General features: G+C 72.7%; 12 protein-coding genes and 3 tRNA genes. 7 read left to right on the top strand and 8 right to left on the bottom strand.

Annotated elements, in window-relative coordinates; translation table 11 throughout:
* Nucleotides 1–105 precede the first annotated feature (105 nt).
* The gene (locus AC07A6_RS35290) at nucleotides 106–1260 is read left to right on the top strand and encodes an RNA polymerase sigma factor (protein ID WP_478779817.1); all 1155 of its coding nucleotides are present in this window, start codon (nucleotides 106–108) and stop codon (nucleotides 1258–1260) included.
* A gap of 70 nt (nucleotides 1261–1330) precedes the next feature.
* On the opposite strand, the gene AC07A6_RS35285 is transcribed toward AC07A6_RS35290, so the two are convergent.
* From AC07A6_RS35285 to AC07A6_RS35270, 4 genes are all read right to left on the bottom strand, one after another.
* Nucleotides 1331–3253, bottom strand: a complete 1923-nt coding sequence (locus tag AC07A6_RS35285) for an ABC transporter ATP-binding protein (RefSeq protein WP_386273212.1) — start codon at nucleotides 3251–3253, stop codon at nucleotides 1331–1333.
* Nucleotides 3250–4983: an ABC transporter ATP-binding protein gene (locus tag AC07A6_RS35280; protein ID WP_478779829.1), complete on the bottom strand. Its 1734-nt coding sequence runs from the start codon at nucleotides 4981–4983 to the stop codon at nucleotides 3250–3252. The genes AC07A6_RS35285 and AC07A6_RS35280 overlap by 4 nt, the downstream gene beginning before the upstream one ends.
* A 120-nt stretch (nucleotides 4984–5103) precedes the next feature.
* Complete coding sequence (locus tag AC07A6_RS35275) at nucleotides 5104–6549, bottom strand: FGGY family carbohydrate kinase (protein WP_478779816.1); 1446 nt, start codon at nucleotides 6547–6549, stop codon at nucleotides 5104–5106.
* Nucleotides 6550–6589: 40 nt separating this feature from the next.
* On the bottom strand, nucleotides 6590–6889 hold the full coding sequence (locus AC07A6_RS35270; protein ID WP_362462110.1) for a YtxH domain-containing protein: 300 nt from the start codon (nucleotides 6887–6889) through the stop codon (nucleotides 6590–6592).
* A 145-nt stretch (nucleotides 6890–7034) separates the two neighbouring features.
* On the opposite strand from AC07A6_RS35270, the gene AC07A6_RS35265 reads away from it, so the two are divergent.
* The 3 genes from AC07A6_RS35265 to AC07A6_RS35255 all read left to right on the top strand — a co-directional run bounded on the left by AC07A6_RS35265 (nucleotide 7035) and on the right by AC07A6_RS35255 (nucleotide 7444).
* Nucleotides 7035–7107 (top strand) — tRNA-Asn (locus AC07A6_RS35265).
* A 5-nt stretch (nucleotides 7108–7112) separates the two neighbouring features.
* Nucleotides 7113–7185, top strand: a tRNA-Asn gene (locus AC07A6_RS35260).
* 185 nt (nucleotides 7186–7370) lie between these two features.
* Nucleotides 7371–7444 (top strand) — tRNA-Ile (locus AC07A6_RS35255).
* Between the two features lie 183 nt (nucleotides 7445–7627).
* On the opposite strand, the gene AC07A6_RS35250 is transcribed toward AC07A6_RS35255, so the two are convergent.
* Complete coding sequence (locus tag AC07A6_RS35250; protein WP_478779815.1) at nucleotides 7628–7852, bottom strand: hypothetical protein; 225 nt, start codon at nucleotides 7850–7852, stop codon at nucleotides 7628–7630.
* A gap of 308 nt (nucleotides 7853–8160) precedes the next feature.
* On the opposite strand from AC07A6_RS35250, the gene AC07A6_RS35245 reads away from it, so the two are divergent.
* Nucleotides 8161–9147, top strand: a complete 987-nt coding sequence (locus AC07A6_RS35245) for a helix-turn-helix transcriptional regulator (RefSeq protein ID WP_478779814.1) — start codon at nucleotides 8161–8163, stop codon at nucleotides 9145–9147.
* Between the two features lie 88 nt (nucleotides 9148–9235).
* Here the strand turns inward: AC07A6_RS35245 and AC07A6_RS35240 are convergent, their stop codons facing one another.
* Complete coding sequence (locus AC07A6_RS35240) at nucleotides 9236–10345, bottom strand: carboxylate-amine ligase (RefSeq protein ID WP_478779813.1); 1110 nt, start codon at nucleotides 10343–10345, stop codon at nucleotides 9236–9238.
* 249 nt (nucleotides 10346–10594) lie between these two features.
* On the opposite strand from AC07A6_RS35240, the gene AC07A6_RS35235 reads away from it, so the two are divergent.
* Nucleotides 10595–11854: an MFS transporter gene (locus tag AC07A6_RS35235; RefSeq protein ID WP_386273214.1), complete on the top strand. Its 1260-nt coding sequence runs from the start codon at nucleotides 10595–10597 to the stop codon at nucleotides 11852–11854.
* 622 nt (nucleotides 11855–12476) lie between these two features.
* Nucleotides 12477–13574: an esterase-like activity of phytase family protein gene (locus AC07A6_RS35230; RefSeq protein ID WP_478779812.1), complete on the top strand. Its 1098-nt coding sequence runs from the start codon at nucleotides 12477–12479 to the stop codon at nucleotides 13572–13574.
* 21 nt (nucleotides 13575–13595) lie between these two features.
* Here the strand turns inward: AC07A6_RS35230 and AC07A6_RS35225 are convergent, their stop codons facing one another.
* The gene (locus AC07A6_RS35225; RefSeq protein ID WP_362460908.1) at nucleotides 13596–13898 is read right to left on the bottom strand and encodes a putative quinol monooxygenase; all 303 of its coding nucleotides are present in this window, start codon (nucleotides 13896–13898) and stop codon (nucleotides 13596–13598) included.
* 69 nt (nucleotides 13899–13967) lie between these two features.
* Entirely contained in the window at nucleotides 13968–15311 is a 1344-nt protein-coding gene (locus tag AC07A6_RS35220) for a carboxyl transferase domain-containing protein (RefSeq protein WP_478779811.1), read from the bottom strand.
* Between the last annotated feature and the right edge of the window lie 273 nt (nucleotides 15312–15584).

Genomic DNA, 15584 nt, shown 5'->3' with positions numbered 1-15584 from the left:
TCCGGTCGGACATGAGTCCGATCCGCATCGGGATTCCCGCCAGGGGGTAACCATCCGTCACGCAGCGGGCTCAGAAACTGCTCGCACGCCCCTCGTGGCATCGATGTGTCGTACCCCACACTGAGGTGCGGTGCCACCGTCCTCGGAGCCCTGGAGGTCGCCCCCGTGCAGACCCAGACCCTGACCGTGAACGCGAGCCGCCCCGCCGCAGACGCCTCCGATCCGGATCCCGAGGCCGAGGCCGACACGGTGGAAGAAGCCGGCGAAGAGGAACCCGAGGTCCTCGAACTCATCGAACCGGTACCCCCGCAGCGCACCCGCGGCGCCCGCGACAACGGCGCCGGGACCGGGCCCTCCGCCGACCTCTTCCGCCAGTACCTGCGCGAGATAGGCAGGATCCCGCTGCTCACCGCCGCCGAAGAGGTCGAACTCGCCCGGCGCGTGGAAGCGGGACTCTTCGCCGAGGAGAAACTCGCCGGCGCCACCGACCTCGACTCCCAGCTCGCCGTCGACCTCGACAAACTCGTCGTCATGGGCCGGATGGCCAAACGCCGGCTCATCGAGTCGAACCTGCGGCTCGTCGTCTCCGTCGCCAAACGCTACGTCGGCCGCGGACTGACCATGCTCGACCTCGTCCAGGAGGGCAACCTCGGCCTGATCAGGGCCGTCGAGAAGTTCGACTACGCCCGCGGCTACAAGTTCTCCACCTACGCCACCTGGTGGATCCGGCAGGCGATGTCGCGGGCCCTCGCCGACCAGGCCCGCACCATCCGCGTCCCCGTCCACGTCGTCGAACTCATCAACCGCGTCGTCCGCGTCCAGCGCCGCATGCTCCAGGAACGCGGCTACGAACCCACCGCCGAAGAAGTCGCCGTCCACCTGGAACTGACCCCCGAGCGGGTCCTGGAAGTGCTCCGCCTCGCCCAGGAACCCGTCTCCCTGCACGCACCGGTCGGCGAGGAGGACGACGTCGCCCTCGGCGACCTGATCGAGGACGGAGACGCCGCCTCCCCCATGGAGTCCGCCGCCTTCTTCCTGCTGCGCGAACACCTCGAAGCCGTCCTCTCCACCCTCGGCGAACGCGAACGCAAGGTGGTCCAGCTCCGCTACGGCCTCGCCGACGGCCGCCCCCGCACCCTGGAGGAGATCGGCCGCATCTTCGGCGTCACCCGCGAGCGGATCCGCCAGATCGAGTCCAAGACCCTCAACAAGCTGCGCGACCACGCCTTCGCCGACCAGCTGCGCGGCTACCTCGACTGACCCGCGCGAGCCGGGGAACGCAAAGAGGGGGCGCCCCGAAGGACGCCCCCACCCGCTCGCCGCCGGCCGGTCAGTCGACCTCGGCCACCGCCTGCGCGAACTGCGCCGCGTACAGCCGCGCGTACGCGCCCTCCGCCGCCAGCAGCTCCTCGTGCGTGCCCTGCTCCACGATCGAGCCGCTCTCCATCACCAGGATCACGTCCGCGTCGCGGATCGTCGACAGCCGGTGCGCGATCACGAAGGACGTACGGCCGTGCGCCAGCCGCGCCATCGCCTTCTGGATCAGCACCTCGGTCCGGGTGTCCACCGAACTCGTCGCCTCGTCGAGCACCAGGATCACCGGGTCCGACAGGAACGCCCGCGCGATGGTGATCAGCTGCTTCTCACCCGCGCTGACACCCGCGCCCTCGTCGTCCAGCACCGTGTCGTAGCCGTCCGGCAGGGTGCGGACGAACCGGTCCGCGTGCGCCGCCCGCGCGGCCTCCTCGATCTCGGCACGCGTCACCTCGCGGGACGCGCCGTACGCGATGTTCTCCGCGATCGTGCCGCCGAACAGCCAGGTGTCCTGCAGCACCATGCCGATCCCGCCGCGCAGCTCCTCGCGGGTCATCTTCGCGATGTCCACCCCGTCCAGGGCGATCTCCCCGCCCGTGACCTCGTAGAACCGCATCAGCAGGTTGACCAGCGTGGTCTTGCCGGCACCCGTCGGGCCGACGATCGCGACCGTCTGGCCCGGCTCCACCGACAGCGAGAGGTTCTCGATGAGCGGCTTGTCCGGCTCGTAGCGGAAGGCCACCTTGTCGAGGGTCACCTGACCGCGCAGCTCCTGCGGACGCTCCGGGACCTCCGCGTCCGGCTCCTGCTCCGGCGCGTCCAGCAGCTCGTACACCCGCTCCGCCGAGGCGACGCCCGACTGCACCAGGTTCGCCATCGACGCCACCTGCGACAGCGGCATCGAGAACTGGCGCGAGTACTGGATGAAGGCCTGCACGTCACCGATCGACAGGGTGCCCGAGGCCACCCGCAGACCACCGACGACCGCGACCAGCACGTAGTTGACGTTCGATATGAAGAACATCACCGGCTGCATGATGCCGCTGACCAACTGCGCCTTGAACGAGGCCCGGTACAGCTCCTCGTTCTGCTCGGCGAAGACCGCCGCCGACTCCTTCTGCCGCCCGAAGACCTTCACCAGCGCGTGGCCGGAGTACATCTCCTCGATGTGGGCGTTCAGCGTGCCCGTGGTCTTCCACTGCGCCACGAACTGCGGCTGCGACCTCTTGCCGATCTTCGCCGCGACCACCACCGACACCGGTACGGTCACCAGCGCGACCAGCGCCAGCAGCGGCGAGATCCAGAACATCATCACCAGCACGCCGACGATCGTCAGCAGCGAGTTCAGCAGCTGCCCCATCGTCTGCTGGAGGGTCTGGCCGATGTTGTCGATGTCGTTCGTCGCCCGGCTCAGCACCTCGCCGCGCTTCTGCTGGTCGAAGTACGACAGCGGCAGCCGCGACAGCTTCGCCTGCAGCTCCTCGCGCATCCGGTAGACGGTGCCGTTCATCACGTGGTTCGACAGCCGCGTGGCGACCAGCATCAGCAGACCCGCCAGCGTGAACACCAGCAGCGCCCACAGCGCCGTGACCCCGACGGCACCGAAGTCGATGCCCTGGCCGGGGGTGAAGTCGGTGCCGGACAGCATGTCCGCCATCCCGTCCTGGCCCTTGTCGCGCAGCCCGTCCAGCGCCTGCTGCTTGGTCAGGCCGTCCGGCATCTGCCGGCCGACGATCCCCGCGAACACCAGGTCGGTGGCCTCGCCGAGGATCTTCGGCCCGACCACCGCGCAGCCGACGCTGCCGACCACGGCCGCGACCATGCCCCACAGCTTGGCCCGGTCCTGCGCCAGCTGGCGCAGCAGCCGCTTGCCGGACCCCTTGAAGTCCAGGGACCGCTGGCCCGGCCCCATCATCATCCGTCCTCCGGGCCCGCTCATGCGGCCTCCGCCTCCGTCAGCTGGGAGAGCACGATCTCCCGGTAGGTCTCGTTGCCGGCCATCAGTTCGTGGTGGCGGCCCTCGCCCACCACCTGGCCCTCGTCGAGGACGATGATCCGGTCGGCGTCGCGGATCGTGGAGACCCGCTGGGCGACGATGACGACCGTCGCGTCCTCGGTCTCCCGGGCGAGCGCCGCGCGCAGCGCCGCGTCCGTCGCGTAGTCCAGAGCCGAGAAGGAGTCGTCGAACAGGTAGATCTCCGGGCGCTGCACCAGCGTGCGGGCGATCGCCAGGCGCTGGCGCTGGCCGCCGGAGACGTTCGTCCCGCCCTGGGTGATCGGCGCCTCCAGGCCGCCCTCCAGCTCGGACACGAAGTCCTTGGCCTGGGCCACCTCCAGCGCCCGCCACAGCTCCTCGTCGGTCGCGTCCGGGCGCCCGTAGCGCAGGTTGGAGGCGACCGTTCCGGAGAACAGGTACGGCTTCTGCGGGACCATGCCGACCGTCCGGGCCAGCAGCTCCGGGTCGATCCGGCGCACGTCCTCCCCGTCGACCAGCACGTCGCCGCCGGTCGCGTCGAACAGCCGGGGCACCAGGCCCAGCAGCGTGGACTTGCCGCTGCCGGTGGAGCCGATCACCGCGGTGGTCTCGCCGGGGCGGGCCACCAGGTCCACCCCGCGCAGCACCGGGGCCTCGGCGCCCGGGTAGCGGAAGTCGGCGCCGCGCAGCTCCAGCTGACCGCGCCGGGCGAGCGCACGCACCGGATCGGCGGGCGGGACCACGCTGGACTCGGTGTCCAGGACCTCCTGGATGCGCTCGGCGCAGACCTCGGCGCGCGGCACCATCATGAACATGAAGGTGGCCATCATCACGGCCATGACGATCTGCATCAGGTAGGCGAGGAAGGCGGTCAGCTGGCCGATCTCCATGCCGCCCCCGTCCACCCGCATCGCACCGAACCAGATGACGGCGACGCTGGAGATGTTCACGACCAGGATGACGGTGGGGAACATCAGCGCGAGCAGCTTGCCGGAGGCCAGCGAGACCGCGGTCAGCTCGGAGTTCGCCCCGCGGAAGCGCTCCTCCTCGTAGCCGTCGCGGACGAAGGCGCGGATCACGCGGTTGCCGGTGATCTGCTCGCGCAGCACCCGGTTGACGACGTCGAGGCGGTCCTGCATCTGGCGGAAGAGCGGCCGGGTCTTCCAGACGATCGCACCGACCGAGACGCCGAGCACGGGCACCACCGCGAGCAGGACGCCCGACAGCTTCACGTCGAGCGAGAGCGCCATGGCGATGCCGCCGACGCACATGATCGGCGCCGAGACCATCAGGGTGAAGGTCATCAGCACCAGCATCTGGACCTGCTGGACGTCGTTCGTCGTACGGGTGATCAGCGAGGGCGCGCCGAACTGGCCCAGCTCCCGGGCCGAGAAGCTCTGCACCCGGTCGAAGACGGAGGCGCGGACGTCGCGGCCGAGGGCGGCCGCGGTGCGGGCCCCGTAGTAGACGGCCCCGACGTTGCAGACGAGCTGGACGAGGGAGACCCCGAGCATCAGCGCGCCGAAGCGCAGGATGTAGCCGGTGTCCCCGTTGACGACACCGTTGTCAATGATGTCCGCGTTGAGGGTGGGCAGGTAGAGGCTCGCACTGGTCTGCAGGAGTTGCAGCAGCACCAGTGCGGCGATGGCTTTCTTGTACGGACCCAGGTGGGTCCGCAGCAGTCGTATGAGCACGCGCAGGCTCCGGTAGGCAAGATCGAGGGGGTTCACTCCATCTTCTGCCAACGGGCGGCCCGAACCCCACCGGATTTCGCAAAGCCCGGTCAAAAGGACCAGGAGCCCGAGGGCCCCGCCCTAGAACCCGAACGCCCCCGGGTGCATCTGCTCCCGCGTGGTGACGTACTGCTGGCGCACGGCCTGCCAGGCCGGGTAGTCCTCGCCCGGCTCGAACACCTGGGCCGGCGGGGCCGGCCACAGCGGCGGCACGTGCGGGGCCAGCGTGCCCTGCTGCACCCCGAGCGCCCAGGCCGCCTGACGCGCCGCGCCCAGCGCCGCGTAGTCCGCCGGAGCAGGCACGACGACCTGCGTCCCGAACAGCCCCGGCGCGGCCGCCTGTACGGCGGGCAGCTCGGCGGCGGCCCCGAGCAGGAACACCCGGCGGATCCCCACGCCCCGGTGCCGCAGCACGTCGAGGGCGTCGACCAGCCCGCACAGCATGCCCTCGAAGGCGGCCCGCGCGAGGTGCTCGGGCTTCATCGAGTCCCGGCGCAGCCCCGACAGGGTTCCGGCAGTGTGCGGCAGGTTCGGGGTCCGCTCTCCCTCCAGGTACGGCAGGAGCACGAGCCCGTGTGCACCGGGAGTCGACTTCAGCGCGAGCGCGCTCAGCCCCTCCAGGTCGGTGCCCAGCATGTCGGCGGTGCCGCGCAGGGCCCGTACGGCGTTGGAGGTGTTCACCACCGGCAGGTGCATGCCGCCCGCGTCGGCGAGGGAGGTGATCAGGCCGCCCGGGTCCGACAGGGCCTCGTGGTGCACGGCCATCACCGAACCGGAGGCGCCCAGCGAGACCACCGCGTCGCCCGGGCCGATGCCCAGCCCCAGCGCGGCGGCCGTGGTCTCCCCGGTCCCGGCGGAGATCAGCAGCCCCTCGGGGGTCATCCCGGCGGCGTCGGCGGGGCCGAGCACCTCGGGCAGCAGCGCCTGGTGCCCGAGCGCCAGCTCGACCAGGTCGGGGCGGTAGGAACCGGTGGCCGCCGACCAGTACCCGGTGCCCGAGGCGGCGGCCCGGTCGGTGGTGCGGCGCGCGGGCCGGCCGAGCAGCTGCCAGACCAGCCAGTCGTGCGGGGACATCACCACCGCCACCCGGCGCGCCGCCTCGGGCTCGTTGCGGGCCAGCCAGGCGAGCTTCGTGAGCGGCTGCGCGGGGTGCGGGACGGCGCCGACGGCGGCCACCCAGGCGGCCTTGCCGCCGAGCGCCCCGATCAGGTCGGCGGCGGCGACCTGGCCGCGCCTGTCGTTGCCGATCATGGCCGGGCGGACCAGCGCGCCCTGCGCGTCCAGCGGCAGCAAGCCGTGCTGCTGCGCGCAGACGCCGATGGCCTGGACGCCTTCCAGCAGCCCGCCCCCGGCGGCTTCGCCGAGGGAGAGCAGCCAGGCCTGCGGGTCGGTCTCGTGGGGGACGGTCTCACCGGCGGGCTGCGGATGGGGCGCGTAGCCCTGGCGCAGCACGGCCCCCGTGTCCGTGTCGCAGACGACGATGCGAGTGAAGGTGGAAGAGCTGTCCAGCCCGGCGACTATCCCCATGCGGAGAATTCTGCCGCACGCCGGGCCGGAACCAGCAGCCTCAGGTGTTGCTCGTGCCCCACTCGTCATCGGCGCCCTGCCCCCGCTCGCGCAGCGACCGCACGTGCTTCGCCACGGAAGCGGGAACGGCGTCGCCGACCTTGTCGCCGACCGCCGCGAACGCCTTGCCCGCGAACTGCCGTCCGGTGTGCCCGGCGGTCTCGGCGGCGTTGCGCACCGCCGGGTTCTGCGCGAGGCGCCGCGCGGACTTCTTCATCTCCTCGTACCGCTCGCGTCCCGCCGCCGTGCCCACCACGTATCCGAGGGCTACTCCGGCGAGGAACGTGACCTTGTAGCGCATGCCTGCCACCCTTCGTTGTCTCGGTGCCCGGCCTGCTGCGATACCGATTGGCGGAGCACCCCCCTGCTTGCGCTAATCTATGACTCGCAACGGGCGCTCGCCCCCCGGCAAGGCCGGAGGTGGGCTGTTCGGTGCACCGCAGCAATCCCCTGTAGCTCAATTGGCAGAGCAGCCGGCTGTTAACCGGCAGGTTACTGGTTCGAGTCCAGTCGGGGGAGCGCGGTCCCCTGTAGCTCAATTGGCAGAGCAGCCGGCTGTTAACCGGCAGGTTACTGGTTCGAGTCCAGTCGGGGGAGCAGTGAAGAGGAGAGGGCCCGGGAGGGTCCTCTTTCTTTTTGCCCTGATCCGGGAACCGGGCAGCCCTCGGCGCGGTCTCTCTGAACAAGCGCAGCCGATCATGCGGGGCATCCGAGGCAGGAGATCGTATGAGCGGCTATGCTGCGGCAGACGGCGCGCACACATGTACGCGCCACGCCGTAAAGGGGCGGTAGCTCAGCCGGTTAGAGCAGCGGACTCATAATCCGTCGGCCGTGGGTTCGAGTCCCACCCGCCCCACCGCAAGCCGCAGGTGCAGAAACGATTGCACCTGCGGCTTCGGCGTTCCCGGGGGTTGGGCGCGCGAGTGGGTGTGGCGTACGTCACGGCAGGGTCGGGGTGGTCGGCCCCCGCTGCCGGTCTTCGCCCGTTCGGCGCCGCCCTCCGTCCGGCGCAGCCCTCCGTCCGGCGCCGGACGGAGGATCAGTCCCAGGCGATCCCGGTCTTGCCGGTAGCGGCGGAGTCCCAGCCGAGGCCCTGCGGTCCGGCCGCCCGCACCGAGTCCCAGCCGACACCGCCCGGGGCGGTGGCCGCCTGGACCGAGTCCCAGTCGACGCCGCTCGTTCCGGTGGTGACCGCGACGGCGGCCGTGCAGGACAGCAGGGTGGTGAGGCCGGCGGCGATGAGCAGACGAGCGGTGCGAGACATGGATCCCCCTGGAACGCGAGCGGTATCGGCGTGGTGAGGCTGGGGCGCGCTGCACCGGTCCGGCCTTTCGGCCCTGGCCTGGGGTGGGGCTCCGTGTGCCCCGCCGTCCCGGTGAGCACCATCCTGCAAGCCCGCGTATAGACGCAGAAGAGGAATGCGATGGCACCAAGGTGACAGGCACCAAGGTGCCGCCGAGGGAAGACCGGACAAGATCGAAAGAGACTGCCTATGGCCCCACCTGCGCACCTTTAGGATCAAGACAACCGGCGGGAAGTCATCCGTCGGACCAACACGCCGGGGGGCAAAGCATGCTGGAAGCGTTGGGACTGGACAGCCTAGTGGAGGCCGTCTACCGGGAGATGCTCGCCGATCCGACCGGCGGAGTGGCCGAACTGGGCGCACGGCTGGGGATGACCGAGGCGGAGGTGCGCGAAGGCCTCGACCGGCTCGTCGACCTCGACCTGCTCACCCCCTCCCGCGACCACGCGGGCGGGCTGCGGGCCGTCAGCCCCGAGGCCGGACTGGAGCAGATACTGCGTCGTCAGGAAGAGGACCTGATGCGCAGACAGCAGGAACTCGCGGCCAGCAAGGCGGCGGCTGCGCGGGCCGTCGCGGAGTTCGCGGGCCTGCGGCCCAACACCGAAGCCGACGGCGCCGAACGGCTCGTGGGCCTCGACGCCATCCAGTCCCGGCTGGAGGTCCTCGCCCGGGACCTCACCGTCGAATGCCTCTCGATCATGCCCGGCGGTCCCCAGTCCCAGGCCAGCCTGGACGCCTCGCGGCCGCTGGACGAGGACGCCCTGCGGCGCGGGATCCAGATGCGGTCGGTCTACCAGGACAGCGTCCGCAACGACCCCGCCAACCTCGCCTACGTGCAGTGGTCGACCGACCTCGGCGGACAGATCCGCACCAGCCCCGTGCTGCCGCCCCGCCTGGTGATCTTCGACCGGAAGACCGCCGTGGTTCCCATCGACCCCGCGAACTCCAGGCTCGGCGCCCTCTGCACCACCGCCCCCGGCATCGTCGCCTCCCTCGTCAGCCTCTTCGAGCAGACCTGGGACCAGGCCGTCCCGCTCGGCGCCGCCCGCGAACAGGCCACCGAGGACGGCATCACCGCCGGCGAACGCGAACTGCTCAAGCTGCTGGCCTCCGGCCTGACCGACGAAGCCGCCGGCAAGCGGCTCGGGGTCTCACTGCGCACCGTCCGCCGCCAGATGTCCGCGCTGATGGAACGCCTCAACGCCACCAGCCGCTTCGAGGCGGGACTGCGCGCCGCCCAGCGCGGCTGGCTCTGAGCCCGGGACACGCCACGGCCGCGGACGCCCGCAGCGGGCACCCGCGGCCGCGACCGCCGGGACGGACCGGCAGGACCGGACGGACCGGCTAGAAGTTCTCCGTCTCCTCCACCAGATGGCGCAGCACGTCCGTGAGGTCCCCGCGCCGGGCGAAGGCCGTGCGCTGCCGCGCGGCCCCCGACCCGTCGCGCAGCAGCCCGCCCAGGGTCTTCGCCGCGTGGTCCAGGTCACCCGCGGCGGCCAGGTCCGGGGCGACCAGGTCGAGCAGCGCCTCCGCCAGGTCGGCCGCCGGCACCTCGGAGCCCGTGTACGGGTCCAGGCCGAAGCCCTCCAGGCCGTCGTGCGCCGCCCGCCACCGCGCCAGACGCAGTACGTCGTCCCGCGCGGGCGGATCGGGCCGCCCCTCCGCGATGGCGCGCAGCGCCGAAGCCACCAGGGCGCGTCCCAGCTCCGCCTGGAGCACGGCCGTGTCGATGTCCGGGGACATGTCGGGCGCCCGGATCTCGAGCGTGGGCCAGTTCCCGGAGGGACGGAGGTCCCAATAGACCATCTTGGTGTCCAGGGCCGCACCGGAGCCGAGCAGGGTCTCCACCGAGTGCCGGAAATGGGCCGTGGACGTGAAGTGCGGGGGCGGCCCCGCCGAGGGCCAGCCCGACCAGGCCATCGCCCGCCAGCTGGAGTGCCCGGTGTCCCGGCCGCCCCAGAAGGGGGAATTGGCGGCCAGCGCGATCAGCGTGGGCAGCCATGGTCTGACCCGGTTGGACACGGCCACCGCGGTGTCCACGTCGAGGGTGCCGATGTGGATGTGGCGGCCGCAGCTCACCAGGGTGTCCGTCAGCGCGCCGAACCGCCGGTGCTGCTCCCGCTGGCGCGGCTCGTCGTCGGTCAGGTGCAAGGGCCCCTCCACCGCCACGACCGGCGAGGGAGCGGCCAGCAGCCGGCAGCCGTGCGCACGGGCCGCCGCGGACAGCGCACGCCGCAGGACGGCGAGCTCCTCGCGGAGGGTCACCGCCGAATCCGCGACCGGGGTGGAGATCTCCACCTGGTACCGGGTCCCCTCGGCGTGCAGCTGCTGCGGGAGTCCGGCGGCGGTGGCCAGGACGAGCGGTGCGGCCGGGACCACCCGCAAAGTGGTGGCGTCGACGAGCAGGAACTCCTCCTCGACGCCGACCGTGAGGGGGGTGGGAACGCCGCTCACGGTGGTGCTCGTTGTGCTGTTGCCAGGTTCGATCACTACGCCTCCCTGGACATACGAGTCTTTTCATCATGAGCGGACAGGGGGCGAGGAGGGTACGCCGATTTGGTCAAATGTCTGGTGACTGTGGCGGGTTAGCGGCAAGGCCGGCACCCCCCTGGGGCCCCGGATCCGCATGGTGAGGGCGTTGCGGGTGTGTGAACGCTCCCCGGTCTCCAGAGCCGCCCCAGCAGAGCCTGGTTAGCATCCCGTGTGACCGGAACAGCCTCCCCGCCCCGACAGAAGCGTCGCGTATTCGCCGACCTGACCCCGCTGCGCACCTCCGCCGACTACCGGCGGCTGTGGGTGGGCGGCACCATCTCCTGGATGGGCCAGGCGATGACCGCCCTCGCGATCTCGCTCCAGGTGTACGAGATCACCGGCTCCAGCTTCTCCGTCGGCCTCGTCGGGCTGTTCTCGCTCGTCCCGCTCGTCGCCTTCGGCCTGTACGGCGGCGCCATCGCCGACACCGTCGACCGGCGCAAGCTCGGCCTCCACAGCCAGACCGGGCTCGCCGTCCTCTCCGTCGGCCTGGCCGCCGCCGCCCTGCTCGACTACCACCGGGTCTGGCTGCTCTACACCGTCGTCGCCCTCCAGTCCGTCTGCGGGGCGCTGAACGGACCCGCCCGCTCGGCCATGATCCCGAAACTGCTGCCGCCCGAGCAGCTGCCCGCCGCCAACGCGCTGAACTCCGTCACCATGACCTCCGGCACGATGCTGGGCCCGGTGCTCGGCGGCGTGATCGTCGGCTGGTGGGGCTACCAGGCGGCGTACCTGATCGACGCGGTGACCTTCGTCGCCGCCCTGTACGCCATGTGGCGGCTGCCCTCGATGCTGCCGGAGGGGCGCACGGGGGCCGGACGGGCCTCGGTGACGGACGGCCTGCGCTTCCTCGCGACCACGCCCAACATCCGGATGACCTTCTTCTCCGACCTGGCCGCCATGGTCTTCGCACAGCCGAAGGCGCTGTTCCCGGCCGTCGCCGTCCTCTGGTACGGCGGCGACGCCAGGACCGTCGGCCTGCTCGTCGCCGCCCCCGCCGTCGGCGCGCTGCTCGGCGGGCTGTTCTCCGGCTGGCAGGGGCGGATCCGGCGGCACGGGCTGGCGATCCTGGTGTCCGTCGCGGCGTGGGGGCTGGCCATCGCCGTGTTCGGCCTGACCCGCAACCTCTGGCTCGGGCTGCTCTTCCTGGCCGTCGCCGGGTGCGCCGACACCATCTCGATGGTGTTCCGCTCCACGATGATGCAGACCGCCACCCCGGACGGGATGCGGGGCCGGCTCCAGGGCGTGTTCATCGTGGTCGTCGCGGGCGGACCCCGGCTCGGTGACTTCCTGGCCGGCACCGTCGCCGACCTCACCTCCCCGGCCGTCGCCATCACGGGCGGCGGGCTGACCTGCGTCCTGGTCCTGACCCTGCTCGCCGCCCGCTGGCGCTCCTTCGCCCGCTACGACGCCCGCACGCCCGAGGCGTAGCGCCCCCCTTTTTTGACGCGCCGCTCGCACGGCTCGGCCGCGGGCGGCCACGCCTTCTGAACGCGCCGCTCGCGCGGTGCGGCGCCTGGGCGCCTTACCGGCTTCGCACCGTTGCGCCGGACTCCGTCCGGCGGCCTGCGGGGCGGGGCCGGTTTTGCGTTGTGGGGGCCGGTGGGTCGGGTGCGGGTGGTGGGCCGCTGCGCGGGGCGAGGTCCCCTACCCGCCCTTCCACCGTTCCCAGGGGCTCCGCCCCTGACCCCGCGCCTCAAACGCCGGCGAGGCTGAAAGAACCGGGCGCTGCGCGCCCGGTGCGCTCAATCGCCGCGTGGGCTGGAGAATCCAGCCCCGCCGGCGTTTGAGGCGCGGGGGTCTGGGGGCGGAGCCCCCAGGGGGGTCCGGGCGCAGCCCGGGGAACGGGCGAAGGGCGGGGCGGGGAGCAGCCCGCGCAGCGGCACCCCCCCCCGCACGCCCCCCGTGTGAACGGGAGTTGGCGAGTTCGTTGCCGCCGCGCCGCCCACCCTTCCCTTTTGTTTCGGTCAGGCATATGACAGTTCGGAAGGGTCCCCGTCCGGTCCCGGTCCAGTCCCGCTCCGAACCCCGACCCGTCCAGGAGGAAGGCCGCATGCGCCTTCGTACGCTCGTCACCACCGCGGTGGCCACCGCAACGCTCGCCGGGGCGCCCGCCCCGACGGCCACCGCCGCCGGACAGGCCCCCGCCAGGCCCTCGGCCTGCTCCCCGTACATGTCCGTCGCCGGCTACTCCGACTCGCTCGACAAGACCCTGCTCGACGGGAAGCTCGTCGGTGGCATCTCCGGCCTCGCCCTCGACCGGGACGGGAGCGTCGCCGCGGTCTCCGACAAATCGGCGCTCTACCGCCTGGAAGTGGCCCGCGGCAACACCCCCACCGCCAAGGCCACCGCCCGGCTCCCGCTCACCGACGGCGCCGGGAAGGCCACCGACTCCGAGGGGGTGGTCGTCGACCGGGACGGCACCTACCTCGTCACCGACGAGACCGCACCGGCCATCCGCCGCTACAGCCGCACCGGCGAGGTGCTGGCCACCCTGCCGGTCCCGCCCGCCTTCGCCCTCGCGCCCCAGGGCCGGGCCACGGTGAACCAGACCTTCGAGTCGCTCACCCTCCTCCCCGGCGGCCACACCCTCGTCGCCGGCGTGGAGGGGCCGCTCGCGGGCGACGGCAAGGACGCGCAGGGCCGCACCCTCCAGCGGATCCAGACCTGGGAGCGGCGCGCGAACGGCGAGTTCGTCCTCGGCAGGCAGTACGCCTACCCCGTCGACCCGGGCCACGGCCTCGCCGAGCTCGCACCCACCCGCGACGGGCGGCTGATCGTGCTGGAACGCGGCTTCACCCGGGAGTTCGCGATCACGGCCAGGCTGTACCTCGCCGACCCGCTCGGGGCGAGCGACACCTCGAAGACGGAGGCACTGGCCGAGGGCCCGGGACTGCGGCCCGCCCGCAAGACGCCGCTCGGCGACTTCGACGACTGCCCGACGCTGGGCGCCCCCTCGAAGCTGCCGCAGAACCACCCGCTGGTGGACAACATCGAGGGCATGGTCGTCACCGCCCACGACGACCGCGACGGCCACGACGACCGCGGCCGCGTACGGCTGCTGCTGGCCAGCGACGACAACGAGTTCCCGCAGCAGATCACCCGGCTGTACACGGTGGACCTCCGGCTGCCGGCCCGCCGCCACGGCTGACCGGCCCGGCGCGCCGGCCCGTCAGGCCAGCGGATCCGCGTCCAGCCGGACCACCTCGGCCGGGCCCGCCCGGAACGCGGCGCAGGCCGCGTCGGACTCGGCCATGTGCGGGGCGGCGTCGTGGGCGGCCAGGGCCGCCTGCGACGCCCACCGCTCGATGAGCACGAACCGGTCGGGGTCGCCGCTCACGCCGTGCAGGTCGTAGCGCAGGCAGCCGTCCTCGGCCCGGACGACCGGCGCGAGGCGTTCGTACGCTTCGATCTGCTCGGGCCCCCGGCCCGGGAGGGTGGTGATCAGGACGAGGAGCTGCACGGGCTGTGACATGCGGCGGAGCGTACGTCCCCAACTCTGCTCACGTGAAGCGGCGTTCAGAGGATGAGACAGCGTGCGGGGTCAGTCCCGGGGAGGAACGATTCCCCGGGCCACGCCCAGCGCGACCAGGTCCTGCGGCCGGATGCGCAGCTGGTCCGCCGTGGCCGGGGCCTCCTCGATGGGACGCTTGAGGATGGCGGCCGCCAGCTCCGGGGCGATCACCGAGAAGTAGCTGTCCGGGGTCACCCAGGTGTTCCCGGGCGCGGCCAGCGCTAGCGCCCCGCCGGAGCCGCCCTCCCCGATCAGCAGGGTGGTCACCGGTACGGAGGCCTCCGCGAGCGCCGCGAACGTGTCGGCGATGGCCGGCCCGGCACCGGCCTGCTCGGCGGCCGCGTCGTTGGCCGCGCCCGGGGTGTCCACCAGGGTGAGCACCGGGATCCCGAGCCGGTCCGCCAGCCGGATCACCCGGGCCGCCGTGCGGTAGCCCGCCGGACGGGTGGCGGTGCCGCACTGGGCGGCGTACGCGACCGCCCGCCCCTCGCGCAGCCCGAACCCGCACAGCATCCCCGGGTCGGCGGCCCCGGCCCGGTCCCCGCGCAGCGGCAGGCGCAGCTCGAAGTACGCGTCCAGGTACGCCTCCGCCCGCGGGCGGTCCGGGCGCCGGGCCTGCCGGACGGCGTCCCAGCCGGTCTCCGGGGGCGTTACGCCGGCCAGCGCCGCCGGCGGCTCGACGGCCACGGCCGCCCGGGGTGCGGCCAGCACCCGCAGCCACTCCGCCACCGTCCCCGGGAGCTCCGCCGCGGGCACGACGGCGTCGACGTGCCCGGCCCCGTACTGCCCCTCGGCGGTGTAAGCCGCCGGATCGGCGTCGGCCGGCCGCACCCGGGACCCGGCGAAGCCGACCTGCGCCCCCGGCAGCGCCAGCACGACATCGGCCCCCGCCCCGAGCGTCGCCCACCCGCCGCCGGTGGTGGGGTCGCGCAGCACCGCGACCTGCGGCAGCCCGGCGGCCCGCGTGAGCACGCACTGCCGCGCCACCCGCTGGAGCTGGGTCAGCGCGAGCATCCCCTCCTGCATCCGCGAGCCGCCGGTCGCGATCAGGGACACCAGCGGCAGCCGCTGCTCCCGAGCGTGCGTGTACGCGGCTTCGAGCCGGTCTCCGGTGCGCTGCCCGAGGGACCCGCCGAGGAAGCCGAACTCGAAGGAGATCACGGTGGCCGGCCGGCCACCGACGAGGGCGGTGCCGACGACCACCGACTCCGACTCGCCGGTCCGCGCGGCGGCCCGGGCCCGGGAGGCGTCGTACCCGGCCCAGCCGATGGGCCCGTCGGCGGGCGACTCCGCGCGCGGGGCGGGGAGTTCGGCGAACGAGTCGGGGTCGATGAGGGCGGCGATGGCGGCACGGGCCGAGAGACGGGTCGTCACCGGACCACCCTAGGCGCAGCCCGCTCGCGGGGCCATCGACTGGCTGCGGGGCGCGGGCCCGCTATCTCCCCCTCGACCCCGTGGGGTGGGGCGGGGGTTGCCCACCCGCCCCCTTGTCTGCGGGCCGGTGGCCGGGGGAGCGGTGTCCCCTCGGGCGGTCTCAGGGCTGGTTGGGGGTTTCCCGTCAGTCCCATCGTCCTTCCGGTTCGTGCCGGCCTGTCAAGGGCGCTCCCTTCGGTCGCGTCGCTACGCGATCGCCTTCGGCGACCCTTG

This window comes from Streptomyces sp. NPDC044002 (assembly GCF_056434525.1).
The sequence above is the reverse complement of the archived record's forward strand: the minus strand, read 5'-3'. Positions and strand labels throughout refer to the sequence as shown.

Excerpts from the sequence above, each read along its gene's own strand:
- AC07A6_RS35230 (WP_478779812.1), top strand. The coding sequence starts at position 12,477 with ATGCGCCTTCGTACGCTCGTCACCACCGCGGTGGCCACCGCAACGCTC.
- AC07A6_RS35245 (WP_478779814.1), top strand. The coding sequence starts at position 8,161 with ATGCTGGAAGCGTTGGGACTGGACAGCCTAGTGGAGGCCGTCTACCGG.
- AC07A6_RS35250 (WP_478779815.1), bottom strand. The coding sequence starts at position 7,852 with ATGTCTCGCACCGCTCGTCTGCTCATCGCCGCCGGCCTCACCACCCTG.
- AC07A6_RS35270 (WP_362462110.1), bottom strand. The coding sequence starts at position 6,889 with ATGCGCTACAAGGTCACGTTCCTCGCCGGAGTAGCCCTCGGATACGTG.
- AC07A6_RS35225 (WP_362460908.1), bottom strand. The coding sequence starts at position 13,898 with ATGTCACAGCCCGTGCAGCTCCTCGTCCTGATCACCACCCTCCCGGGC.
- AC07A6_RS35285 (WP_386273212.1), bottom strand. The coding sequence starts at position 3,253 with ATGAGCGGGCCCGGAGGACGGATGATGATGGGGCCGGGCCAGCGGTCC.
- AC07A6_RS35275 (WP_478779816.1), bottom strand. The coding sequence starts at position 6,549 with ATGGGGATAGTCGCCGGGCTGGACAGCTCTTCCACCTTCACTCGCATC.